This is a genomic window from Limobrevibacterium gyesilva, assembly GCF_025989185.1.
GTDB classification, from domain to species: domain Bacteria; phylum Pseudomonadota; class Alphaproteobacteria; order Acetobacterales; family Acetobacteraceae; genus Limobrevibacterium; species Limobrevibacterium gyesilva.
In genome coordinates, this window is sequence record NZ_JAPDNT010000003.1 from 350320 (window position 1) to 370823 (window position 20504).

General features: G+C 68.0%; 18 protein-coding genes. 10 read left to right on the plus strand and 8 right to left on the minus strand.

Annotated features, from left to right (window positions below):
* Positions 1 to 37: 37 nt before the first annotated feature.
* From OL599_RS07625 to OL599_RS07645, 5 genes are read left to right on the plus strand one after another with little or no spacing between them, the layout of a single operon-like run.
* A complete protein-coding gene (locus OL599_RS07625) occupies positions 38 to 1246 on the plus strand; it encodes a molybdopterin-dependent oxidoreductase (RefSeq protein ID WP_264713084.1) in 1209 nt (402 codons plus the stop codon).
* A 14-nt stretch (positions 1247 to 1260) separates the two neighbouring features.
* Positions 1261 to 1557: a hypothetical protein gene (locus OL599_RS07630; RefSeq protein WP_264713085.1), complete on the plus strand. Its 297-nt coding sequence runs from the start codon at positions 1261 to 1263 to the stop codon at positions 1555 to 1557.
* On the plus strand, positions 1554 to 2441 hold the full coding sequence (locus OL599_RS07635; RefSeq protein WP_264713086.1) for a polyphosphate kinase 2 family protein: 888 nt from the start codon (positions 1554 to 1556) through the stop codon (positions 2439 to 2441). The genes OL599_RS07630 and OL599_RS07635 overlap by 4 nt, the downstream gene beginning before the upstream one ends.
* A 10-nt stretch (positions 2442 to 2451) precedes the next feature.
* On the plus strand, positions 2452 to 3411 hold the full coding sequence (locus OL599_RS07640; protein WP_264713087.1) for an ornithine cyclodeaminase family protein: 960 nt from the start codon (positions 2452 to 2454) through the stop codon (positions 3409 to 3411).
* The gene (locus tag OL599_RS07645) at positions 3408 to 4826 is read left to right on the plus strand and encodes an amidase (protein ID WP_264713088.1); all 1419 of its coding nucleotides are present in this window, start codon (positions 3408 to 3410) and stop codon (positions 4824 to 4826) included. The genes OL599_RS07640 and OL599_RS07645 overlap by 4 nt, the downstream gene beginning before the upstream one ends.
* A 52-nt stretch (positions 4827 to 4878) precedes the next feature.
* On the opposite strand, the gene clpA is transcribed toward OL599_RS07645, so the two are convergent.
* From clpA to OL599_RS07660, 3 genes are all read right to left on the minus strand, one after another.
* A complete protein-coding gene (gene clpA / locus OL599_RS07650; RefSeq protein WP_264713089.1) occupies positions 4879 to 7227 on the minus strand; it encodes an ATP-dependent Clp protease ATP-binding subunit ClpA in 2349 nt (782 codons plus the stop codon).
* A 421-nt stretch (positions 7228 to 7648) separates the two neighbouring features.
* Entirely contained in the window at positions 7649 to 8008 is a 360-nt protein-coding gene (gene clpS, locus OL599_RS07655) for an ATP-dependent Clp protease adapter ClpS (RefSeq protein ID WP_264713123.1), read from the minus strand.
* A 322-nt stretch (positions 8009 to 8330) separates the two neighbouring features.
* Positions 8331 to 8873, minus strand: a complete 543-nt coding sequence (locus OL599_RS07660) for a phasin family protein (RefSeq protein ID WP_264713090.1) — start codon at positions 8871 to 8873, stop codon at positions 8331 to 8333.
* A gap of 324 nt (positions 8874 to 9197) precedes the next feature.
* Here OL599_RS07660 and OL599_RS07665 point away from each other — a divergent pair, with 324 nt between their 5' ends.
* Positions 9198 to 10418: a D-alanyl-D-alanine carboxypeptidase family protein gene (locus tag OL599_RS07665; RefSeq protein ID WP_264713091.1), complete on the plus strand. Its 1221-nt coding sequence runs from the start codon at positions 9198 to 9200 to the stop codon at positions 10416 to 10418.
* A gap of 25 nt (positions 10419 to 10443) precedes the next feature.
* On the opposite strand, the gene OL599_RS07670 is transcribed toward OL599_RS07665, so the two are convergent.
* Positions 10444 to 11412 carry a dipeptidase gene (locus OL599_RS07670; protein ID WP_264713092.1) on the minus strand — a complete coding sequence of 323 codons (969 nt, stop codon included), beginning with the start codon at positions 11410 to 11412 and terminating at the stop codon, positions 10444 to 10446.
* A 136-nt stretch (positions 11413 to 11548) separates the two neighbouring features.
* Between OL599_RS07670 and map the strand changes: the two genes are divergently transcribed.
* Complete coding sequence (map, locus tag OL599_RS07675) at positions 11549 to 12355, plus strand: type I methionyl aminopeptidase (protein WP_264713093.1); 807 nt, start codon at positions 11549 to 11551, stop codon at positions 12353 to 12355.
* Between the two features lie 21 nt (positions 12356 to 12376).
* A complete protein-coding gene (locus OL599_RS07680; RefSeq protein ID WP_264713094.1) occupies positions 12377 to 12769 on the plus strand; it encodes an acyl-CoA thioesterase in 393 nt (130 codons plus the stop codon).
* A gap of 220 nt (positions 12770 to 12989) precedes the next feature.
* Here the strand turns inward: OL599_RS07680 and OL599_RS07685 are convergent, their stop codons facing one another.
* Positions 12990 to 14333, minus strand: coding sequence for a hypothetical protein (locus OL599_RS07685; RefSeq protein WP_264713095.1), 1344 nt, complete (start codon positions 14331 to 14333; stop codon positions 12990 to 12992).
* 408 nt (positions 14334 to 14741) lie between these two features.
* Between OL599_RS07685 and radC the strand changes: the two genes are divergently transcribed.
* Both radC and OL599_RS07695 read left to right on the plus strand, forming a co-directional pair.
* Positions 14742 to 15419 (plus strand): RadC family protein, encoded by a 678-nt coding sequence (radC, locus tag OL599_RS07690; protein WP_264713096.1) that lies wholly within the window; start codon positions 14742 to 14744, stop codon positions 15417 to 15419.
* Positions 15420 to 17042, plus strand: coding sequence for an alkaline phosphatase family protein (locus OL599_RS07695; RefSeq protein WP_264713097.1), 1623 nt, complete (start codon positions 15420 to 15422; stop codon positions 17040 to 17042).
* Here OL599_RS07695 and OL599_RS07700 read toward each other — a convergent pair.
* The 3 genes from OL599_RS07700 to OL599_RS07710 all read right to left on the minus strand — a co-directional run bounded on the left by OL599_RS07700 (position 17039) and on the right by OL599_RS07710 (position 20442).
* On the minus strand, positions 17039 to 17626 hold the full coding sequence (locus tag OL599_RS07700; RefSeq protein WP_264713098.1) for an NAD(P)H-dependent oxidoreductase: 588 nt from the start codon (positions 17624 to 17626) through the stop codon (positions 17039 to 17041). The genes OL599_RS07695 and OL599_RS07700 overlap by 4 nt on opposite strands.
* 34 nt (positions 17627 to 17660) lie before the next feature.
* A complete protein-coding gene (locus OL599_RS07705; RefSeq protein WP_264713099.1) occupies positions 17661 to 19679 on the minus strand; it encodes an acyl CoA:acetate/3-ketoacid CoA transferase in 2019 nt (672 codons plus the stop codon).
* 166 nt (positions 19680 to 19845) lie between these two features.
* A complete protein-coding gene (locus OL599_RS07710; RefSeq protein ID WP_264713100.1) occupies positions 19846 to 20442 on the minus strand; it encodes a YjbE family putative metal transport protein in 597 nt (198 codons plus the stop codon).
* Positions 20443 to 20504: the final 62 nt, after the last annotated feature.

Below are 20504 nucleotides of genomic sequence, written 5' to 3' on the forward strand. Positions count from 1 at the left end.
CTGGTGTGGATGGGGGCGGGAACCAAGGGGGGCGGCCATGCGACGCAGATCGATGATGCTCGGAACCGGCGCGATGCTGATGGGCGGGCCTGGCGCCCCCTGGGCCGCGATACCCGGCCTCAGCGCCGCCCTGCCCGAGGGCACGCGCGACGAGGCCGTGCTGGCGCAGCTCCCGGGCAAGAAGAACCTGATCAAGCTGACCTGGCGCCCGCCCAATTACGAGACGCCGCTGGAGGCGTTCCGTACGCCGATCACGCCGAACGATCGTTTCTTCGTGCGGTATCACCTCGCCGTCATTCCCGAAATGGACGAGCTGCGCGACTGGTCGCTGACGGTTGGCGGCGACGCGGCGCAACGCAGCGTGCGGCTGACCATGAACGACCTGCGCAGCCTGCCCGCGGCCGAGGTCGTGGCCGTGTGCCAGTGTTCCGGCAACCGGCGCGGCCTGTTCAGCCCGCACGTGCCGGGGGTGGAATGGGGCGTCGGCGCGATGGGCAATGCGCGCTGGCGCGGCGCCCGGCTGCGCGACGTGCTGGCCCGCGCCGGCATCAAGCCCGGGGCCGTCGAGGTGGCGATGGCCGGCGCCGACGGCGCGGTGCTACCGGAAACCCCGCATTTCGCGAAAAGCATTCCGCTGGACCGTGCGCTCGAGGCCGACGCCATCATCGCCTACCAGATGAACGGCGCGCCGCTGCCGCATCTCAACGGCTTCCCGGCGCGAATCGTGATCCCCGGCTGGACCGCGACCTACTGGATGAAGCACGTGACCTCGCTGGAGCTGCGCAGCAAGCCGCTCGACAATTTCTGGATGCAGAAGGCCTATCGCGTGCCCAGGGGCATGTTCCCGGTGGCGCGCCCCTTCGCTACCCAGGACACCGAGCAGACCAGCCCGATCACCGAGATCGTGGTGAACTCGCTGGTCACCAACCTCACCGACGGCGCCAGGGTCCCTGCCGCCGGCTTCGACGTGCAGGGCATCGCCTGGGACAACGGCAGCGGCATCAAGTCGGTCGAACTCTCCAGGGACGGCGGCGAGAGCTGGAAGCCGGCGACGCTGGGCCAGGATCTCGGCCGCTACGCCTTCCGGCCCTGGAGCATGCGCGTACAGGGCGCGGCCACGGGCGCCGTGACCGTCATGGTGCGCGCCACCAGCAACGCCGGCGCGGTGCAGCCGGCGAAGCTGGTGTTCAACCCCTCCGGCTATCATCACAACGTGATCCAGACGATCACGCTGGCCGCCGCGTGAAGGAGGATCGTCCGATGCGCCGATACGCGATGCTGGCGGCCCTGCTCGCCACCGTTTCCGCCCCCATTGCCGCGCGTGCCGAGGAGCCGGTGGACCTGAAGCCGGGGCCGGGCCGCGAGGTGGTGGAAATGCGCTGCAACGCTTGCCACAGCCTGGACTATATCCGCATGAATTCGCCGTTCCTGACTCCCGATGCCTGGAAGGCGGAGGTGACGAAGATGCGTACCGCCTTCGGCGCGCCGGTGGAGGACGCGGAGGTGGCGGCGATCCTGCAATACCTGACCACCGCTTACGGAGCGCCGCCGTCGTGACAAACTTCGCCGGCAAGGTCCTCGACCGCTATCGTGTCACCTCCGGCAAGGGCTTCCGGCTGAAGGATTACGACCCCGCCGACACCGCGCCGAAGATGGTGGCGAAGGCCGACGCCGCGGCGTTGCTGGCCGCCGACGTGGCGCGGCTGTCGGAGCTGCAGGAGCTGCTGTATCCGCACAGCAGCTGGTCGCTGCTGTGCGTGTTCCAGGGCATGGACGCGTCCGGCAAGGACGGCACCATCAAGCACGTGATGTCCGGGGTGAACCCGCAAGGCGTGCGGGTGATGTCGTTCAAGGCGCCGGGGCCGGAGGAGCTGAGCCACGACTTCCTGTGGCGCGTCATGCGCAGGCTGCCGGAACGCGGCCATATCGGCATCTTCAACCGCAGCCATTACGAGGAGGTGCTGGTGGCGCGGGTGCATCCGGAAATCCTGGCGCGCCAGCATTTGCCCGATCCGCTGGTGACGAAGGAGATCTGGGCGCAACGGCTGGAGGACATCACGGCGTTCGAGCGCTACCTGACGCGCCAGGGTACGGTGATCCTCAAATTCTATCTGAACATCTCGAAGGAGGAGCAGAAGCGCCGCCTCCTGGAACGGCTGGACCATCCCACCAAGGCCTGGAAGTTCGACTCGTCCGATATCGGAGAACGCGCCCGCTGGGACGAGTACATGGCTGCCTACGAGGCTGCGATCGCGGGCACGGCCACCGGACACGCGCCGTGGTTCGTGGTGCCCGCGGACAACAAGTGGTTCGCCCGGCTGATGGTGGTGGCCGCCATGATCGAGGCGTTGGAAAACTTGAATCTGAAGCCGCTGCGGGTGGCGCCGGAGGACCGCGCGAAACTCGCGGAAGCGCGCAGCGTGCTCGTGAACGAGGAGTGACGAAGGCCAGATGCGGATCCTGACGCGGGCGGACATCACCGCCCTGGTGGACGTCGCTGCCCTGATCGCGCCGGTGGCGGCGGCGATGCAGCGCGTATCGGAGGGCCGGGCCGAGCTGCCGTTGCGCAGCGTGGTGCCGGTCGGCGGCGGCAACCGGCTGGGCGTGATGCCCGGCGCGCTGGGCGATCCGCCGGTCTACGGCGCCAAGCTGCTGAGCCTGTTTCCGGACAATCCGAAGCACGGACGGTCGTCGCATGCCGGGCTGATGCTGATCTTCGATCCCGAAACCGGACTGGTGCGCGCCTGCATGGACGCCTCGGAATTGACGGCGCTGCGCACGGCGGCCGCCAGCGCGGTGGCCACGCAGGCGCTGGCCCGCGCCGATGCCGCGACCCTGGCCATCATCGGCTGCGGCGAGCAGGCACACAGCCATCTCGCCGCCATGCGCGCGGTGCGCCCGCTGCGGCGCGTCGTGGTGTGGGGGCGCGACCCCGCCAACGCGGAAGCGTTCGCGCGGCGGCACGGCATCGACACGGCGGACACGCTCGCGGCCGCAGTGGCGCAGGCGGACATCGTCTGCACGGTGACGGCTGCGCGCACGCCCTTGCTGCAGCCCGACATGCTGCATGCCGGCCTGCACGTGAACGCGGTCGGCGCCAGCGTGCCGGTGATGCAGGAGATCGCCACCGGCTGCGTGCCCGCGGTCGATCTGTTCACCGACTACAAGCCCTCGCTGGAGGCGCAGGCCGCCGAGGTGATCGACGCGCGCCGGCAAGGGCTGATCGGACCGGACCACCGCATCACCGAGATCGGCGACGTGCTGCGCGGGGCCGAACCAGGCCGGCGCGACGCCGCAGCGATCACCCTGTACCGTTCATTGGGCGTGGCCGCGCAGGACCTGGCGGCCGCGCAGTTCGTTCTGGCGCGCGCCGAACAGGCGCAGCGTGGCATCGTGGTGGAGATGGCATGACCCCTGAGGAATACCGGCAACACGACGCGACCGGGCTGGCCGCGCTGGTGCGCCGCCGCGCGGTCAGCGCGGAGGACGTGCTGGACGCGATGATCGCGCGCGCCGAGGCCGTGAACGGCACGCTGAATGCGATCGTGCTGGAGCGCTACGACGCGGCGCGGGCGGCGATCCGGGCGGGGTTGCCGGACGGCCCGTTCACCGGCGTGCCGTATTTCATCAAGGACCTGCACGCGCCGGCGATCGGGTTGCCGCTGAGCCATGCCAGTCGGCTGTTTGCGGGCACGGACCCGGGCTTCGACAGCGAGACCATCGCCCGGCTGCGCCGCGCCGGTTTCGTGCTGGCCGGGCGCACCAACTCGCCGGAGTTCGGCATGAGCGCCAGCACCGAGCCGCGCCTGCACGGGCCCACGCGCAATCCGTGGTCTCCGGCACATTCGCCGGGCGGATCGAGCGGCGGTGCCGGCGCCGCGGTGGCCGGCGGTATCGTGCCGGCGGCGCATGCCACCGACAGCCTCGGCTCCATCCGCATTCCCGCCTCGTGCTGCGGCCTGGTCGGGCTGAAGCCGACGCGCGGCCGCAACCCGGTCGGTCCGCATCGCGGCGACGCCATGATGGGGCTGAGCCACGAGCATTGCGTCTCGCGCAGCGTGCGCGACAGCGCCGCGATCCTGGATGCGACGGCCGGCCCCGACGAAGGCGCGCCCTGGTTCACCGCCCCGCCCGCCGTGCCCTTCGCGGCCGAGGTCGGGCGCGATCCTGGGCGGCTGCGCATCGGCGTGGTGACGGAAAGCTGGACCGGCGTGGGCGTTCACCCCGACTGCGTCGCTGCCGTGCAACATGCCGCGCAGCAATGCGCGGCACTGGGCCACGAGATCGTGCCGACGCGCATCGCCGTCGACGGCGCAGCGTTGTTCGAGGCCTGCAACACCATCCTGCTGTCCGGGCTGGCCGGGCTGGTGCGCATGCGCGAGCGCGAGTTGGGGCGTCCGGCCGCGCCGGATGAACTCGAGCCGCTGACGCGGGCTTGCGTGGCGCGGTGGGAGTCCACGCCGGCGGTGGCGCTGCACGGGGCGAATGCACGCATCAACGCGATCGTGCGACAGGCCGCGCGGCAGTTCCGCGCCTTCGACGTGATCCTGACGCCGATGCTGGCACGGCCGCCGGCCTTGCTGGGCGAGCTGACGACAGACACCGAGGACACCGATGCGTATCTGCGGCAACTCTCCGACTACGCCGCGTTCACGCCGCTGTTCAGCGCCACCGGCCAGCCGGCGATGAACCTGCCGCTGTTCCGCAATGCCGACGGGTTGCCGATCGGCGTGCAGGCGGTCGCGAAATTCGCCGACGACGCCGTGCTGTTCCGCCTCGCGGCCCAGCTGGAGCCGGGGTTCATCGGGCTGCCGGTGGACAGGTAGGTCCAGCCAGACGTGAAAAGGGGCCGGCGGCTGCCGGCCCCTTGCTCGTCTCCTACTCCGCGGTCTCCGATTCCTTCTCGGAGCCGTTCTCGTCGCCATCGCCATCAGGCTTCGGCAAGGCGGGGACGGCCGCCTCGATGAACTCGAAGTCGAGCTTGTTGTCCTTCAGCGTGACCTTCACCGCGCCGCCCTTGGTCAGCTTGCCGAACAGCAGCTCCTCGGCCAGCGGCTTCTTGATGTGCTCCTGGATCACGCGGCCCAGCGGGCGGGCGCCATACAAGCGGTCGTAGCCGCGCTCCGCCAGCCATTCCTTCGCCGCCGAAGACAGCTCGATGGTCACGTTGCGGTCGGCCAGCTGGGCCTCCAGCTGCATGACGAACTTTTCGACCACCCGGCCGACGACCTCCGGTGTCAGCGCGGAGAAGGCGATGGTGGCGTCGAGGCGGTTGCGGAACTCCGGCGTGAACATGCGCTTGATCGCGTCGTCGTCCTCGCCCACGCGCCCCTCACGGGCGAAGCCGATGGCTTCCTTGGCCATGTCGGATGCGCCGGCATTCGTGGTCATGATCAGGATCACGTTGCGGAAATCGACCGTCTTGCCGTTGTGGTCGGTCAGCTTCCCGTGGTCCATCACCTGCAGCAGGATGTTGTAGAGGTCCTGGTGCGCCTTCTCGATCTCATCCAGCAGCAGCACGGCGTGCGGGTGCTGGTCGATCGCGTCCGTCAGCATGCCGCCCTGGTCGAAGCCGACATAGCCGGGCGGGGCGCCGATCAGGCGCGAGACACTGTGGCGCTCCATGTATTCCGACATGTCGAAGCGGATCAGTTCGATGCCCAGCGTGCTGGCAAGCTGGCGGGCGACTTCGGTCTTGCCGACGCCGGTGGGGCCGCTGAACAGGTAGTTGCCGATCGGCTTCTCGAGTTCGCGCAGGCCCGCGCGGGACAGCTTGATCGCGGCGGACAGCGCCTCGATCGCCTTGTCCTGGCCGAACACCATGGATTTCAGGTCGCGCTCCAGGTTGCGCAGCGTCTCCTTGTCGTCGGCGGAGACCGACTTGGGGGGAATGCGCGCGATCTTGGCGACGATCTCCTCGACGTCACGCAGGGTCACGGTCTTGCGGCGCTTGTGCTCGGGCTGGAGCATGCGGCTGGCGCCGACCTCGTCGATCACGTCGATCGCCTTGTCCGGCAGCTTCCGGTCGTGGATGTACCTCGCCGACAGCTCCACGGCGCCGCGAATCGCCTCCTCGGTGTAGCGGACCTTGTGGTGCTTCTCGTAGTTGTTCTTCAGGCCGCGCAGGATCTTCACCGCGTCTTCCAGGGTCGGCTCGTTCACGTCGATCTTCTGGAAACGGCGGACCAGGGCGCGGTCCTTCTCGAAGTAGTTGCGGAATTCCTTGTAGGTGGTGCTGCCGATGCAGCGCAGGGTGCCCGAGGCGAGGGCCGGTTTCAGCAGGTTCGACGCGTCCATCGCCCCGCCGCTAGTGGCGCCGGCGCCGATGACCGTGTGGATCTCGTCGATGAACAGCACCGCGTTGGGCTGCGCCTCCAGCTCGGTCACCACCGCCTTCAGCCGCTCCTCGAAATCGCCGCGATAGCGGGTGCCGGCCAGCAGCGCGCCCATGTCCAGCGCGAAGATGGTGGATTTCGCCAGCACCTCCGGCACGTCGCCCTCGACGATGCGCTTGGCCAGGCCCTCAGCGATGGCGGTCTTGCCCACGCCGGGGTCGCCGACATAGAGCGGGTTGTTCTTGGTGCGGCGGCACAGGATCTGGATCGTCCGCTCGATCTCGCTCTCGCGCCCGATCAGCGGGTCGATCTTGCCGGCCATCGCCTTCTTGTTGAGGTTGACGCAGTAGTTGCTCAGCGCGTCCTGGCCGCGGCGGTTCGGCTTCTCCTCGCGCTCCGGCTCGCTGCCGCCCGATTCGCTGGCCGAGCCCTGCACCGGGCGCTGGGCGCTGCGGCCGGGCGCCTTGGCGATGCCGTGGCTGATGAAGTTCACCGCGTCGAGGCGCGTCATGTCCTGCGTCTGCAGGAAATACACGGCATGGCTCTCGCGCTCGCTGAACAGGGCCACCAGCACGTTGGCGCCGGTCACCTCGTCGCGGCCGGAGGACTGCACATGGATGGCGGCGCGCTGCACCACGCGCTGGAAGCCGGCGGTGGGCTTCGGCTCGCCGGGGCGATCGGTGGCGAGTCCGGCCAGGTCCTTGTCCAGGAACTCCGTCAGGTCGGTGCGCAGCTTGTCGAGATCGACGCCGCAGGCGCGCAGCACGGTGGCGGCGTCGCTGTCGTCGGTCAGGCCGAGCAGCAGATGCTCCAGGGTCGCATATTCGTGCCGGCGCTCATTGGCGAGCGAAAGGGCACGATGGAGCGTCTGTTCGAGATTGCGGGAGAGCATTGGACGACGCTCCTCAATTCGGTGATCGCGGGCAGGCTAGTCACAGGCACGGCAGGCCGGGGAAAGACAGGTCCGGAAAAGCCGGTTTCACGCGAGGCTGACAGACAGTGCTTGACCGCTGATGCTGCATTCAACGCCGGAAGCGACGAAGCGGTTGCACCCTGCCGAACCACGATGCGTCATCATTCTTTCAAGAATGTACAATCGGCGCACCAGTATTTTAGTGATCTTAACTTAAAAATCGGACAGACATCGTAAAACCCGGCCGTATGGCCGGGACGGATTGCAGACGCGTCCGGCGCGGGCGCGCCATTGCGCCCGCGCAACCCGTCGCGCCGGCACGCACAACCACGCATATCAGATCAATCTTTTCAGCAACCTGCGCCAACCGCACGCAGCCATTCGCAGCCGCGGCCCGGCGCTATTCCTTTTCGATCGTGCATTGCAGCGGGTGCTGGTTCTGGCGCGCCAGATCCATCACCTGCGTCACCTTGGTCTCGGCAACCTCGTAGGTGAACACGCCGCATACGCCGACGCCGCGGCGATGCACATGCAGCATGATGCGAGTCGCTTCCTCGCGGGACTTCTGGAAGAAACGCTCCAGCACATGGACGACGAACTCCATCGGCGTGTAGTCGTCGTTCAGCATCAGAACTTTGTACATGGCGGGCTTGCGGGTCTTCGGCCGCGTCTTGACCACCACCCCGGTGTTCGGCGCATCGCTGCCACCGCTGCCGCCGTCGGTGCGTCCACCGTCTTTGCGCTTGTCGCCGTCGCTCATCATCCGCAACCGCTCATCAAAAAGGGCCATCCGTCCTCCGGGGAGGAACGGCAGGCCTGCCATGCATCGCCAAGCGGCGCCATGGCCACCTTGTGCGACAACCATATCGGAAACCGGGCCGTCGGGAAAAGAGCGTCACGCGGCCGGCACACCAGATGGTTACAGGTGCCGGCATGACAAGGTGGCATGCGCGGACTGGAACCGCCCCGCGGGCCACGGAGTGAAACACAGAGCCTCGAAACGAAACAGAGGCCCGGGAGGGGGGTCCCGGGCCTCTTCCGTCAGGCCTCTCCCGCAGGAGAGGCCCGTCGTCCGTGTCGCCTTACGACGCGACGCGGCCGAACTTCTCAACCGCCAGCGTCACGCGGGCGGTGATCGGGGCCAGGGCCTGCTCGGCCAGCTTCAGCGACGCGTCGGTCAGCTTGCCGGTCTCGGCCATTGCCGTCTCGACCGAGCTGCGCGCTAGGTTGGACTGCAGATCGATCGCTTCCTTCAGCGACTTCACGGCGGCCAGGGCCTTGAACACCGCCACGGTCTGGTCGAGCTGCGCCTGCGCCGTGGCGGCGAAGCTCTTGCTCAGATCCTGGACCCCGGCGGCCCAGATCTGGCCGGACTTCACCACGGCCTCGACATTGCCCTGGCCGAAGGACACGAATTCCTCGGCCGTCTTGATCGCCTTTTCCATATTCGCCTTTACCTCTGCCTGGGTCTTCTCGAAGCCGGCAACAGCGCCGGACACGCCTTCCTTCAGAGCTGCAACCGTCTGATTGAAACCCTGCGTCGTCGCTGCAACCGCAGTCTCGGACGTCTCAACGGCGCCTTCGGCCGACTTGGCCAGAGTTTCGCCGTTCTTCTTCGCCGCCATATCCATCGCTCCCTCGGTCTTTGCCGCTGCGGGCCCAGGATCGTCTCGGCAAGGCTCCCGGCATCCGCCGTACCTGGCGTGAAAATCTATGCTGCACTGCAGCAACCCTTACATATCCGCGCCCTTCAGGCGGGTCAAGTAAATATTGTGCGACGCAGCAAATTTTCCGGAGCGCCCGGGTCTCATGCTGAAAACGCACCGCTGCACGCCGCAAATTCGCCGATTAACCCATTCTAAATCAGGGATTTCACGCCGGTTTCGGCTGGACAACTCCGGCCGCCCGCCAGTAGTGTCGTGCCACGACGACGTGGAGATGCATACGATATGGCCGCAGGACGGCGCCTCTGTAGCCCCCGCGCGATCAAACGCGCGCTGATCTGGCCCGCCCTGCTTCTGGCTGCCCTGCTGCTGCCCAGCGAATCCGCCCGCGCGCAGATCGGGTCGGAGCGGTACAGTTCGATCGTCATCGAGGCCGCGAGCGGCCGCGTCATCTCGGCCATCAACCCCGACGAGCAGCGCTATCCGGCCAGCCTGACCAAGATGATGACGCTCTATATGGTGTTCGAGGCGCTGCGCGACCGGCGCGTCAGCCTGACCCAGCTGGTGCCCATCTCCGGCCACGCCGCCTCGATGTCGCCGACCAAGCTCGGGCTCGTGCCCGGCAGCAAGATCACGGTGCATGAGGCGATCCTGGGGCTGGTGACGAAATCAGCCAACGACGCCGCGGCGGCGCTGGGCGAGATGCTGGGCGGCGACGAGGGTCGGTTCGGCCAGATGATGACGCTGCGCGCCCGCGCCCTGGGGATGAGCCGCTCGGTGTTCCACAACGCATCCGGCCTGCCGGACCCCGACCAATGGTCCACGGCGCGCGACCTGGCCACGCTGGGCCGCCGCCTGGTGCAGGATTTCCCCAACGAATACCGCTACTTCAGCACCCCGAGCTTCCGCTTCCGCGGGCGCACGATCCTGACCCACGACCGGATGCTCGAAACCTATCCCGGCGCCGACGGCATCAAGACCGGCTACACCGATGCGTCCGGCTTCAACCTCGTCACCTCCGCGGTGCGCGGCAATGTGCGGCTGATCGGCGTGGTGCTGGGCGCGGCCCGCGCCGGCGAGCGCGACCTGCACATGGCGGCCCTGCTCGACCAGGGGTTCGAGAAGCTGGACGTGCCCATGATGGCGCGGCGCGGGCGCCAGGGCGGTGGCCTCGTGACTGCTGCCCAGGCCGCCCAGCCGCCGGCCCCCTCGCCCCAGGCCAGCGTGCAACAGGTCGCGCGCGGCCGCCCGGCCCGATGGACCGTGCAGGTCGGCTCCTTCGCCAGCGAGGCCGCCGCGCGCAAGGCCGCGAACACGGCGCGCCGGCTGGCCGGATCCGGAGAGGTCCGCTTGGAGCAGGCCACGGTGCAGGGCAAGGCGGCATGGCGCGCCCAGCTCACGGGCCTCAGCGAGACCGAGGCGCGCGAAACCTGCGCGACCCTGAGCAAGCGCAAGCAGAGCTGCAGCCTGGTCAAACCCGATCCCAACCAGGTCGCCAGCCGCTGACGCGGCGGAGTGGCGCCTGCGGCGATCAGGCAGCGCCGGCCCTGACCGCCCGGAACACGCGCAGCCAGTTGCCGGCGCACACCTTCGCCACCTCTTCGGCGGTCATGCCCCGCGCCGTCAGGGCGTCGCCGATCTCGCGGTGGCGGGAGAAATCCGGCATCTCGTGCTCGGCCACGCCGGCAGGCATGTCGGTGCCGATGCCCACGTGGTCGATGCCGATGGCGTCGATCAGCCGGAACAGATGCGTGATCATCCCGGCCATGCGTTCCTGCCACAACACCGCGATCCAGGCGCCGACCACGCCGCCGCTGGCGGCGACCAGGCGGGCATAGTCCAGGCTGATGAACCGCTTGTGGCCGCCATCCGGCCGGTCCGGCCAGGCCAGGTTGGCGTGGGTGCACAGGAACGGGCGGCTGCTGGCCGCGGCGACGCCGCGCACCGTGGCCTCGGTGCAATGGGCCACGTCGACGATGATCCCCAGCCGGTCCATGCGGCGCACCGCCTCGGCGCCGAACGCGGTCAGGCCGCCATGCACCGGCGGCGCGGTCTGGATGTCGCCGGTCTCGTTCACCACGTAGTGGGTCAGCTGGACGCTGCGCACGCCGCGCGCCGCCATCGTGTCCAGCCGGTCCAGCCGGCCTTCCAGGAAGTCGCAGCCCTCGATGGCAAGCACCATCGCCGGGGTGTCCAGGCCGATGTCCCCGGGTTCGCGGGCGATGTGGAAGCCGGACGCGGCATAGGCGTCCAGCGTGGCCTCGGTGGCGGCCAGGCACTCGCCGGGCTCGGGCGCACGCACCTGCTTGATGGCGCGGGTGGCCAGGTCGCGGCGGATGACCGGCGCATCGGCCACCGCGGCGACGACACAGGCGGCCACGCCGCCAGGGCCCATGCTGTCCAGCACCGCACGATCGACCGGCGCATTGCGACGGGGCATCCCGGCATGGGTGTGCATGTCGATGATGCCGGCGGGGCGGAAAGGCGGTGCGTCTACCATGCGTGGAGGCTGGACCGGATGCGCCGGGACGGCAAGCGCCGTCCCCTTGCACCGCACCCCGCCCTTGCGCATGTTGCGACCAGGAAGTGCAATACAGGCTGCCGGCCCGGGCCAGCGGCGGACGGAGTTCAATCACATGGACGGCGGGACGGACGCACGACGCATCACGATTCATGCCCCCGAAGACTTCGCGGGCATGCGCGCGGCTGGCCGGCTCGCCGCCGCGGCCCTGGACATGATCACCGAGCATGTCCGCCCCGGCGTCTCCACCGAGCGTCTGGACCAGCTGTGCCACGAGTTCATCCTGGCGCACGGCGCGGTGCCGGCGCCGCTGAACTATCGCGGCTATCCGAAATCGATCTGCACGTCGATCAACCACGTCGTCTGCCATGGCATCCCCGGCGAGCGGAAGCTGGAGAGCGGCGACATCCTGAACATCGACGTGACCGTCATCCTGAACGGCTGGCATGGCGACTCCAGCCGGATGTACTGCGCCGGCCCCCCCTCCACCAAGGCGCGCAACCTCATCGAAATCACCCATGAGTCGCTGCTGCGCGGCGTCGCGGCGGTGAAGCCGGGCGCCACGCTGGGCGATATCGGCCATGCCATCCAGAGCTATGTGGAGTCCAACCGGTTCAGCGTGGTGCGCGATTTCTGCGGCCACGGCATCGGCCGGCGCTTCCACGAGGCGCCGAACGTGCTGCATTTCGGCCGCCCCGGCGAGGGCCCGGAGCTGAAGCCCGGCATGTTCTTCACCATCGAGCCGATGGTGAACGCCGGCCGCCCCGAGGTGAAGGTGCTGGACGACGGCTGGACCGCCGTCACCCGCGACCGCAGCCTCTCGGCGCAGTTCGAGCACATGATCGGCGTGACCGCCGACGGCGTGGAGGTGTTCACGCTGTCGCCCGAAGGGATCTTCAAGCCGCCCTACCCGTCCGCCTGATCCGTCATGGGGGCGCCCTTCGTGACCACGCAGAAGCTGCGCTTCTGCGACACCGACCAGCTGGGCCACGTCAACAACGCCGTCTACGCGGTGATGTACGAGGCGGGCCGCGCCGAGATGATGCAGGAAGCCGGCCTGCTGGCCATCGATGGCGGCTTCGGGGTGGTGATCGCGCGGCTGGAGCTCGATTTCCTGCGCGAAATGAACTGGCCCGGCGAGGTGCGGATCGAGACCGCGCTGCACCGGATCGGCACGAAATCCCTGCATGTCCGCCAGCGGCTTCTGATCGAAGGCGAACTGGTGTCACGCGCGGCCTCGGTGCTGGCCGTGATCGACACCACCACGCGCCGCGCCGTGCCCATCACCGAAAGCTGGCGCGCCGTGCTCGGCCAGTGGCTGGTGCCCGAGGCGTAAGGCAGCGGCTGGAGCGGTTCCCGATCCGATTGGACCGGGAACCTCCTTGCCTCCGCTCATACCAGCGGCCATGAAGAATGACCGCTGGTATGAGTCGTTATTTTGCGCGCCGCCGCCCACCAAGCCCGCGACAGGCACGCGCTTGCGTGCCGCAAGCGGATCGGCGCGCGATCCCAACGGCCCTTGACGATGGAAGGGTCTTCGTCAAGGGCCGTTGGTATCAGACGAAGTGGATATTCGAAGCGTTGAACGAAGAGAGATGCGGGAGATCGATCCCGTGGCCGGCGCTGCCGAAGGTCAGCATGACGCCACCATGACCGTCCGGCGCCTGCTGCAAGGACCCCTTGAGCGCCTGGTCGACCAGCAGGCGATCGCCCTTCAGCAGCGAGAAGTCCTCGATCCTCAGCAGGCCGTCGCCCGCGTGAAACACGTAGGTGTCCTTGCCGGAGCCGCCGGTGACGTCGAGCGTGCCGGTGCCGGCCGTGAACGTGTTCCGCCCGGCGGCCGCCTTCACGGTATCCGTGCCTGAGCCGCCGGTGACGGCAAGGGACTGACGGCCGATGAAACTCATCGCCTGGGTGCCGGAACCCAGCAGCAATGTCTCCGAGGTAATGGCCGACGTTGCGCTGATGGTATCGACCCCCGATGCAACGGCCTGGTGAACCGTGCCGGCCAGCGGGCCCTTGAAATCCTGGCTGCCGGACGTGATGACCGGGACATTTGCTGTGACGCCGTATTTGTCGGTGGCCGTCAGCGTGCTGTCGCTGGCGGGCGGCACGGGCGTCGGAGTTGGCGCTGGCGTCGGCGTCGGCGTCGGCGTCGGCGTGGATGATGCCAGGGCGTTGTGGGCGGCAAAGACCTGCTGCAGGGCGGGGTCGTTCACGATGGCCGTATCGCCGTTTTGCGTGCCCCAGCTATAGGCGTAGTCGAATGCCGGCGTGGGGACGAGCGTGCCCCAGGTCGACAGGATCTGCTGTTCCTGGGCGGCGGTCGGCAGCGTCCACGACGCGTAACCACCGCCGCCGAAAGCCTGGTAGACGGGCACGATCTGGCTTTGCGCGATGCCGGACGCTTCGGCGGCATTCACCGCGTTGGCGATGATGCTGAAGTCGGCGCCGCCGCTGAACTGCGGCTGGATCGGGTAAGGATCGACCCCGTACAGATCGATGCCGGTATTTCCGGGATTGAAGGAGAACGATGGTTTCGTGGATGTCCCGTTGTTCTCCAGGACAATGAATGTCTTGGCGCCCGGCACATTGGCATGAATCCAGTCCGACTCGGCCTTGAGATTGGCCGCCGAAACGGTCGGCCCGGGCTCATCGGCCAGATAGAAGCCAAACAGCTTGGGATTGCCGATATATTGCTGCACCGCGCTCTGGAAGGTGGCATCGGCACCATTGGTCATGCCGAGATACACCAGCCCCTGAACGCCGGCGGGCAGGGAATTCAGGCCACTGACACTGCTGACATCCGCCAGGTTGAAGCCGACGGCACCCGGAGCATAGGTATTGCCAACAAAATTCGCGTTGGGCGTGTAGTGAAGAGCCGTTATCGGATCGGACAAAATTCGTTCTCCTCATGGCTTCGAATGGACTCGAAATCAGATGCAGCCACGCAATACAGATATTAAACATCCGAATTGAACGCCGGTACTTCCGAGTCCTCGCGTCTGCTCGGCTCATACGAACCGAATTCCCCTTTAGTCTCCATGAGAGTGGTGAACAACCTCGTTGCATTCACAATCTTTTGTATATAATTCATTTCTTGTTTGATTTCTTGAAGATGCCAAACAATACACAACTGATCTAACGCCCGTCTCTCGCAGCGCGCGCGACCGGCCTGCGGCAACAGGCGGTGCCGCCCCCTGGCCGCTTCCCCGCCAGCACGCCGCATGGCAGGCTGCGGTGCGATGGCGAAAGGATCGGATCAGTTTTCGGATCAGCTGGGCCTGCTGCCAACGGCGCCGGCGCAGATGTCTGCCGTGGGCGTGGACGGCCATCGCGGACGCATGCGCGCACGGCTGCTGACGGCGGGGCCCGAGGCGCTGGCGGATTATGAACTGCTGGAGATGGTGCTGTTCCTGGCCTTGCCACGGCGCGACACGAAGCCGATCGCCCGCGCCCTGCTGGCACGTTTCGGCAGTTTCGCCGCCGCAATTTCCGCGCCCCTGAACGACATCCGCGGCATCGAGGGCATGGGCGAAGCCGGGGCGGCCGCGCTGAAGACGGTGCACGCGGCGGCGTTGCGGCTGGCGCGCGCCGAGGTGATCGACCGGCCGGTGCTGGGCAACTGGGACCGCCTGATGGACTACCTGACGGCCATGCTGGCGCGGGAGCGCATCGAGCAGTTCCGCGTTCTGTTCCTTGACACCCGCAACCGGCTGCTGGCCGACGAGGCGCAGGCGCGCGGCACGGTGAACCACACGCCCGTCTACCCGCGCGAGGTGGTGAAGCGCGCGCTGGAGTTGCAGGCCACCGCCCTGATCCTGGTGCACAACCATCCCAGCGGCGACCCCACGCCCTCGCGCGACGACATCGAGATGACGCAGGAGGTGAAGGCCGCCGCCGGCGCGCTGTCCATCGTGCTGCACGACCACATCATCGTCGGCAACGGGCGCTGGCTCAGCTTGCGCAGGGAGGGACTGCTGTAGATGGCGGCCGCGAAGAACGTGCTGTGGATCATGTGCGACCAGCTGCGGTTCGACTATTTGAGCTGCGCCGGCCACCCGCGCCTGCACACGCCCAACATCGACGCGCTGGCGGCCCGCGGCGTTCGTTTCACCCGCGCCTATGTCCAGTCGCCGGTGTGCGGGCCGTCACGCATGAGCTTCTACACCGGCCGCTACATGCGCAGCCACGGGTCGAACTGGAACGGCTTCCCGCTGCGCGCCGGCGAGCCGACGCTGGGCGACCACCTGAAGGATATCGGCGTCCGCAACGTGCTGGTCGGCAAGACCCACATGAAGGCGGACATCGAGGGCATGGCACGGCTCGGCGTCGACCCTGGCTCGATCATCGGCGTGCATGTCGGCGAGTGCGGGTTCGAGCCGTTCGAGCGCGATGACGGGCTGCATCCCGATCCCGCGCCACGGCCGCGCTATGATGTGTATCTGCGCGAACAGGGCTTCGACGCGCCGAACCCGTGGGAGCACTGGGCGAACTCGGCGGAGGGCGCGGATGGCGGGATCCTGAACGGCTGGCTGCTGGCCCATGCCGACAAGCCCGCGCGCGTGCCGGAAGAGCATTCCGAGACGCCATACATGACCCGCCGGGCCATGGACTTCATCGCTGCCGCCGCCGACGACGACCGCCCGTGGTGCCTGCATCTGTCCTACATCAAGCCACACTGGCCCTACATCGTGCCGGCGCCGTATCACGACATGTACGCGCCGGACGACGTCCCGCCCGCGGTGCGCGCGGAGCAGGAGCGGCAGCACCCGCATCCCGTCTACGGCGCGTTCATGGATTTCCGGGTGTCGCGCAACTTCGCCGACGACGCCGTGCGGCGCGGCGTGATCCCCGCCTATATGGGCCTGATCAAGCAGATCGACGACCAGCTCGGCGTGCTGTTCCGCTTCCTGGCGGCGCGCGGCCTGACCGACAGCACCATGATCGTGTTCACCTCCGATCACGGCGACTATCTCGGCGACCACTGGCTGGGCGAGAAGGACCTGTTCCACGACTGCTCGGCAAAGATTCCGCTGATCATCGCCGATCCCTCGCCGGCCGCGGACGCGACCCGCGGCAGCGTGTGCAACGCGCTGGTGGAAGCGATCGACCTGGCGCCGACCTTCCTCGAATTCTTCGGCGGCACGGCGAAGCCGCACGTGATGGAGGGCGCCTCGCTGCTGCCCTGGCTGCACGGGCGGAGGCCGGCCGCGTGGCGGCGCTGCGTGTTCTCGGAATACGACTACTCCATGCAGGAGGCGCGGCTGGCGCTGAACCAGCCGATCGCCGATTGCCGCCTGTTCATGGTGTTCGACGGGCGCTGGAAATACATCCACGCCACCGGGTTCCGGCCGATGCTGTACGACCTCGTGGCCGACCCCGACGAATTCCACGATCGCGGCGCCGACCCGCAATTCGCGCCGGAACGCGACCGGTTGCGCAACGCGCTGCTGGACTGGGCCTTGCGCGACCACAACCGCATCACCATGCCCGATGCGCGCATCGCACCCTATGCCGGCCGGCAGCAGCTCAAATCCGGCATCCTCATCGGCTATCGCGACGAGGCCGAAGTGGCGCAAGCCAAGGCCCGGCTCGGCCTCGCCTAACGCCCCTGCCCGCCCAACCGCTCCATCTTCGCCAGCCACCGCTCCCGGCGCGACGGGTCGGGCGAGGCGACCATGCCGACCAGGCTTTCGCGGATCGGCCCGATGCCCACGAAGCCGAGGATGTTGCGTTCCAGGCTCTTGAGGCTGTGGGCGCCGAAATACCAGCGATACACCAGCGCCGGCATGCCCATGGTCACGACGATGCGCGCCGACTTGCCCTTCAGCATCGACGCCCACCCGCTGGCCGAACCGGATTTCGCCACCGCGAACCCGGGGCGGAACACCTGCTCGAAGAATCCCTTCAGCAGCGCCGGCATGGAGCCGAGCCAGAGCGGGTACAAGACCACCAGGTGGTCTGCCCAGGCGATGTCCTCCTGGCAGCTTCGCGCCGCCCCCGGTGGCGCGCCGCTCTCCCAGTCGGCGGGCGTACGCAGGATCGGCAGGTCGAGCGTGGCCACGCAGATCCGCCGCACGGCGTGCCCGCCGGCCTCGGCGCCGCGTTCGTAGGCCGCGGCCAGGGCGTGGCAGAAATGGCCGGTCTCGGGGTCCGGATGGCCCTGGATGATGACGATGCGCCTGCTCATCTTCCGCTCTCCCGAGTTGCGTGCGACAGCGGCGTCATTCGGTCCGCCGCCGTGCCGGTTCCTGCAAATGCCGGCGCGCCTCCGCCGCGGTCTCGTAGATATGCGGTGCGAGCTGGCGCCGGCCCAGCGCGTCGCCCAGCTTCACGCGCAGGAAGCCGCTGGTGGTGTAGCGCGTCACCCCGTCATAGAAACGGTCGGTCAGCCAGCGCACCATGTCGGAATAGGCATCGATCAGCTCGGGCAATATGGAAAAGTTGTCGTAGTTGACGATGGCCGTCACCTTGTGCCCCAGCGGCGCCAGGCGCTCGGCCACCAGGCTGCGGATGCGCTCGATCTCGGCGGCGGAGCGCACGCTGTAGCCTTCGAAATTCACGAAGAACAGGTTGGAGTCGGGGTCGTAGCCAAGCCGCTGCTCCAGCGGAACGTCCAGCAGCCGGGCGCGCAGCTCCATCGGCTCCGGGCGGAAGATGCGCGGATCCATCGGGCGCGGGTCGCGCACGACCGGCGCGAAATCCATGTGCGCGAGGATGTCGCGGGCGATGTCGATGCCCGGCGCCACCTCGGTCAGCTCCAGCCCCTCCGCGCCCAGCGTGAAGACGCAGCGCTCGGTGACATACAGCACGGTCTGGCCACGGCGCACGGCGTATTCGCCGCTGAAGGTGCGGTGCTCCACCGCGGCCACGAACTTGCGGTGGCGACCGTCCTGCACAATGACCAGCCGCCCGTCCTCGATGGCGACGCGCAGGCCGGCGGCGTCGAAGGTGCCGGTGAACACCACCTTCCTGGAGCTCTCGCTGATATTGATGAACCCGCCCGCCCCGGCGAGCTTCGGGCCGAACTTCGAGACATTGACGTTGCCGCGCGCATCCACCTGCGCCAGCCCCAGGAACGCCACGTCCAGCCCACCGCCGTCGTAGAAGTCGAACTGGTAGGGCTGGTCGATCACCGCGTCGGTGTTGATGGCCGCGCCGAAATTCAGCCCGCCCTGCGGGATGCCGCCGATCACGCCGGGCTCGGCGGTCAGCGTGATCAGGTCGATGATCTTCTCTTCATGCGCCACCGCGGCCACGCCTTCCGGCATGCCGATCCCCAGGTTCACCACGGCGTTCGGAAGCAGTTCCAGCGCCGCGCGGCGGGCGATCACCTTGCGCTCGTCCAGCTCCATCGGCGCCTGCGCCCCGGCGGGCGCGCGGATCTCGGCCGCGAAGGCGGGGCTGTAGGCGGTGGCGAAGGTCTGCCAGTGGTGCTCGGGCTTTTCGGCCACCACCACGCAGTCCACCAGCACGCCCGGCACCTTCACCTGGCGCGGGTTGAGCGAATGCGCCTCGGCCAGCCGTTCCACCTGGGCGATGACGATGCCGCCGGAGTTGTGCGCGGCCATGGCGATGGCCAGCACCTCCAGGGTCAGCGCCTCGCGCTCCATGGTGATGTTGCCCTGCGGGTCGGCCGTGGTCCCGCGGATGATGCCGACATCGATCGGGAACGCCTTGTAGAACAGCGCCTCCTGCCCGCCGATCGTGACCAGCTCCACGATGTCCTCGGTGGTGCGGGCGTTGATCCTGCCGCCGCCGAAACGTGGATCGACGAAAGTGCCCAGGCCCACCCTGGTCAGGTGGCCGGGCCGGTGGGCCGCGATGTCGCGGAACAGATGGGTGATCACCCCCTGCGGCAGGTTGTAGGCCTCGATGCGGTTGCCGATCGCCAGTTCCTGCAGGCGCGGCACCAAGCCCCAGTGGCCGCCGATGACGCGCCTCACCAGGCCCTCATGGCCCAGATGGTTCAGGCCCCGCGTCTTGCCGTCGCCCTGCCCGGCCGCATAGACCAGCGTCAGGTTCCCAGGCCCGCGCGCGGAGCGGCCATGCCCGGGATCGGTGGCCAGGAACAGCTCCTCCAGCGCCACGGCGATGCCTTCGGCGAAGCCGATGCCGACGAACCCGCCGGTCGCCACCGTGTCGCCGTCGCGGATCAGGCACACCGCGTCCGTGGCCGAAACCACCTTGCCGCCGTGCCCGGTGCGCAGCGATGTCAGGAACGGGTGGGTCTGCCGGTTCATGGGCCGGATCTCCGCGGAACGTTGCCGCGGAGATCCTAGAGCATGATCGGTGCAGACAGAAGCACCGATCATGCTCTACGTTATTGTTTTGACGAGCAATTTTATCGCCCGGTGATTCCACCTCTAGCGATATTGCTCTGGCAGAAGGCGGTCCCGGCCGGTGTCGTCAGGCCAGATGCGCCCAGACCTCGTGTCCGCCCTCCCAGATCAGCTTGAGCGCGATGTAGAGCACGATCAGCAGGCCGACCCAGGCGATCCAGCGCTGCCGCTCCAGCAGGTTGGCAATGAAATTGGCCGCCACCCCCATCAGCACCACCGAGACCGCGAGGCCGGTGACCAGCACCCAGGTATGGCCCGCGGCCGCACCGGCCACCGCCAGCACGTTGTCCAGGCTCATCGACAGGTCGGCGAGCACGATCTGCAGCATCGCCTGGAACAGCGATTTCGGCGCCGGCGCCGCCGCGTGCGTGTGCTCGCGGCTCTGTTGCAGCTCGCGGAACATCTTCCAGCAGACCCATAGCAGCAGCAGCCCACCCGCCAGCAGCAGGCCCACGATCTCCAGCAGTTGCAGCGTAATGGCGCCCAGGCCGATGCGCAGCACCGTGGCGACGATGATGCCGACCAGGATGGCCGGGCGTTTCTGATGCGCAGGCAACCCCGCGACGGCGAGGCCGACGACGACCGCATTGTCGCCGGCGAGAGTCAGGTCGACCAGAAGCACCTGAGCGAGGGCGCTCAGTTGGGAAAGCAGGACAGGGTCCATCGTGGGTTCCTTGCGGGCAGGCGAGCCCCGCCGTAGATGAGGGCACCGTTCTAGAATGGCGT

Bases quoted from the DNA above. Each gene is read 5' to 3' on its own strand.
- OL599_RS07625 (WP_264713084.1), top strand. From the start codon at position 38: ATGCGACGCAGATCGATGATGCTCGGAACCGGCGCGATGCTGATGGGC.
- OL599_RS07630 (WP_264713085.1), top strand. From the start codon at position 1,261: ATGCGCCGATACGCGATGCTGGCGGCCCTGCTCGCCACCGTTTCCGCC.
- OL599_RS07640 (WP_264713087.1), top strand. From the start codon at position 2,452: ATGCGGATCCTGACGCGGGCGGACATCACCGCCCTGGTGGACGTCGCT.
- OL599_RS07645 (WP_264713088.1), top strand. From the start codon at position 3,408: ATGACCCCTGAGGAATACCGGCAACACGACGCGACCGGGCTGGCCGCG.
- clpA (WP_264713089.1), bottom strand. From the start codon at position 7,227: ATGCTCTCCCGCAATCTCGAACAGACGCTCCATCGTGCCCTTTCGCTC.
- clpS (WP_264713123.1), bottom strand. From the start codon at position 8,008: ATGAGCGACGGCGACAAGCGCAAAGACGGTGGACGCACCGACGGCGGC.
- OL599_RS07660 (WP_264713090.1), bottom strand. From the start codon at position 8,873: ATGGCGGCGAAGAAGAACGGCGAAACTCTGGCCAAGTCGGCCGAAGGC.
- OL599_RS07665 (WP_264713091.1), top strand. From the start codon at position 9,198: ATGGCCGCAGGACGGCGCCTCTGTAGCCCCCGCGCGATCAAACGCGCG.
- OL599_RS07670 (WP_264713092.1), bottom strand. From the start codon at position 11,412: ATGGTAGACGCACCGCCTTTCCGCCCCGCCGGCATCATCGACATGCAC.
- map (WP_264713093.1), top strand. From the start codon at position 11,549: ATGGACGGCGGGACGGACGCACGACGCATCACGATTCATGCCCCCGAA.
- radC (WP_264713096.1), top strand. From the start codon at position 14,742: ATGTCTGCCGTGGGCGTGGACGGCCATCGCGGACGCATGCGCGCACGG.
- OL599_RS07695 (WP_264713097.1), top strand. From the start codon at position 15,420: ATGGCGGCCGCGAAGAACGTGCTGTGGATCATGTGCGACCAGCTGCGG.
- OL599_RS07700 (WP_264713098.1), bottom strand. From the start codon at position 17,626: ATGAGCAGGCGCATCGTCATCATCCAGGGCCATCCGGACCCCGAGACC.
- OL599_RS07705 (WP_264713099.1), bottom strand. From the start codon at position 19,679: ATGAACCGGCAGACCCACCCGTTCCTGACATCGCTGCGCACCGGGCAC.
- OL599_RS07710 (WP_264713100.1), bottom strand. From the start codon at position 20,442: ATGGACCCTGTCCTGCTTTCCCAACTGAGCGCCCTCGCTCAGGTGCTT.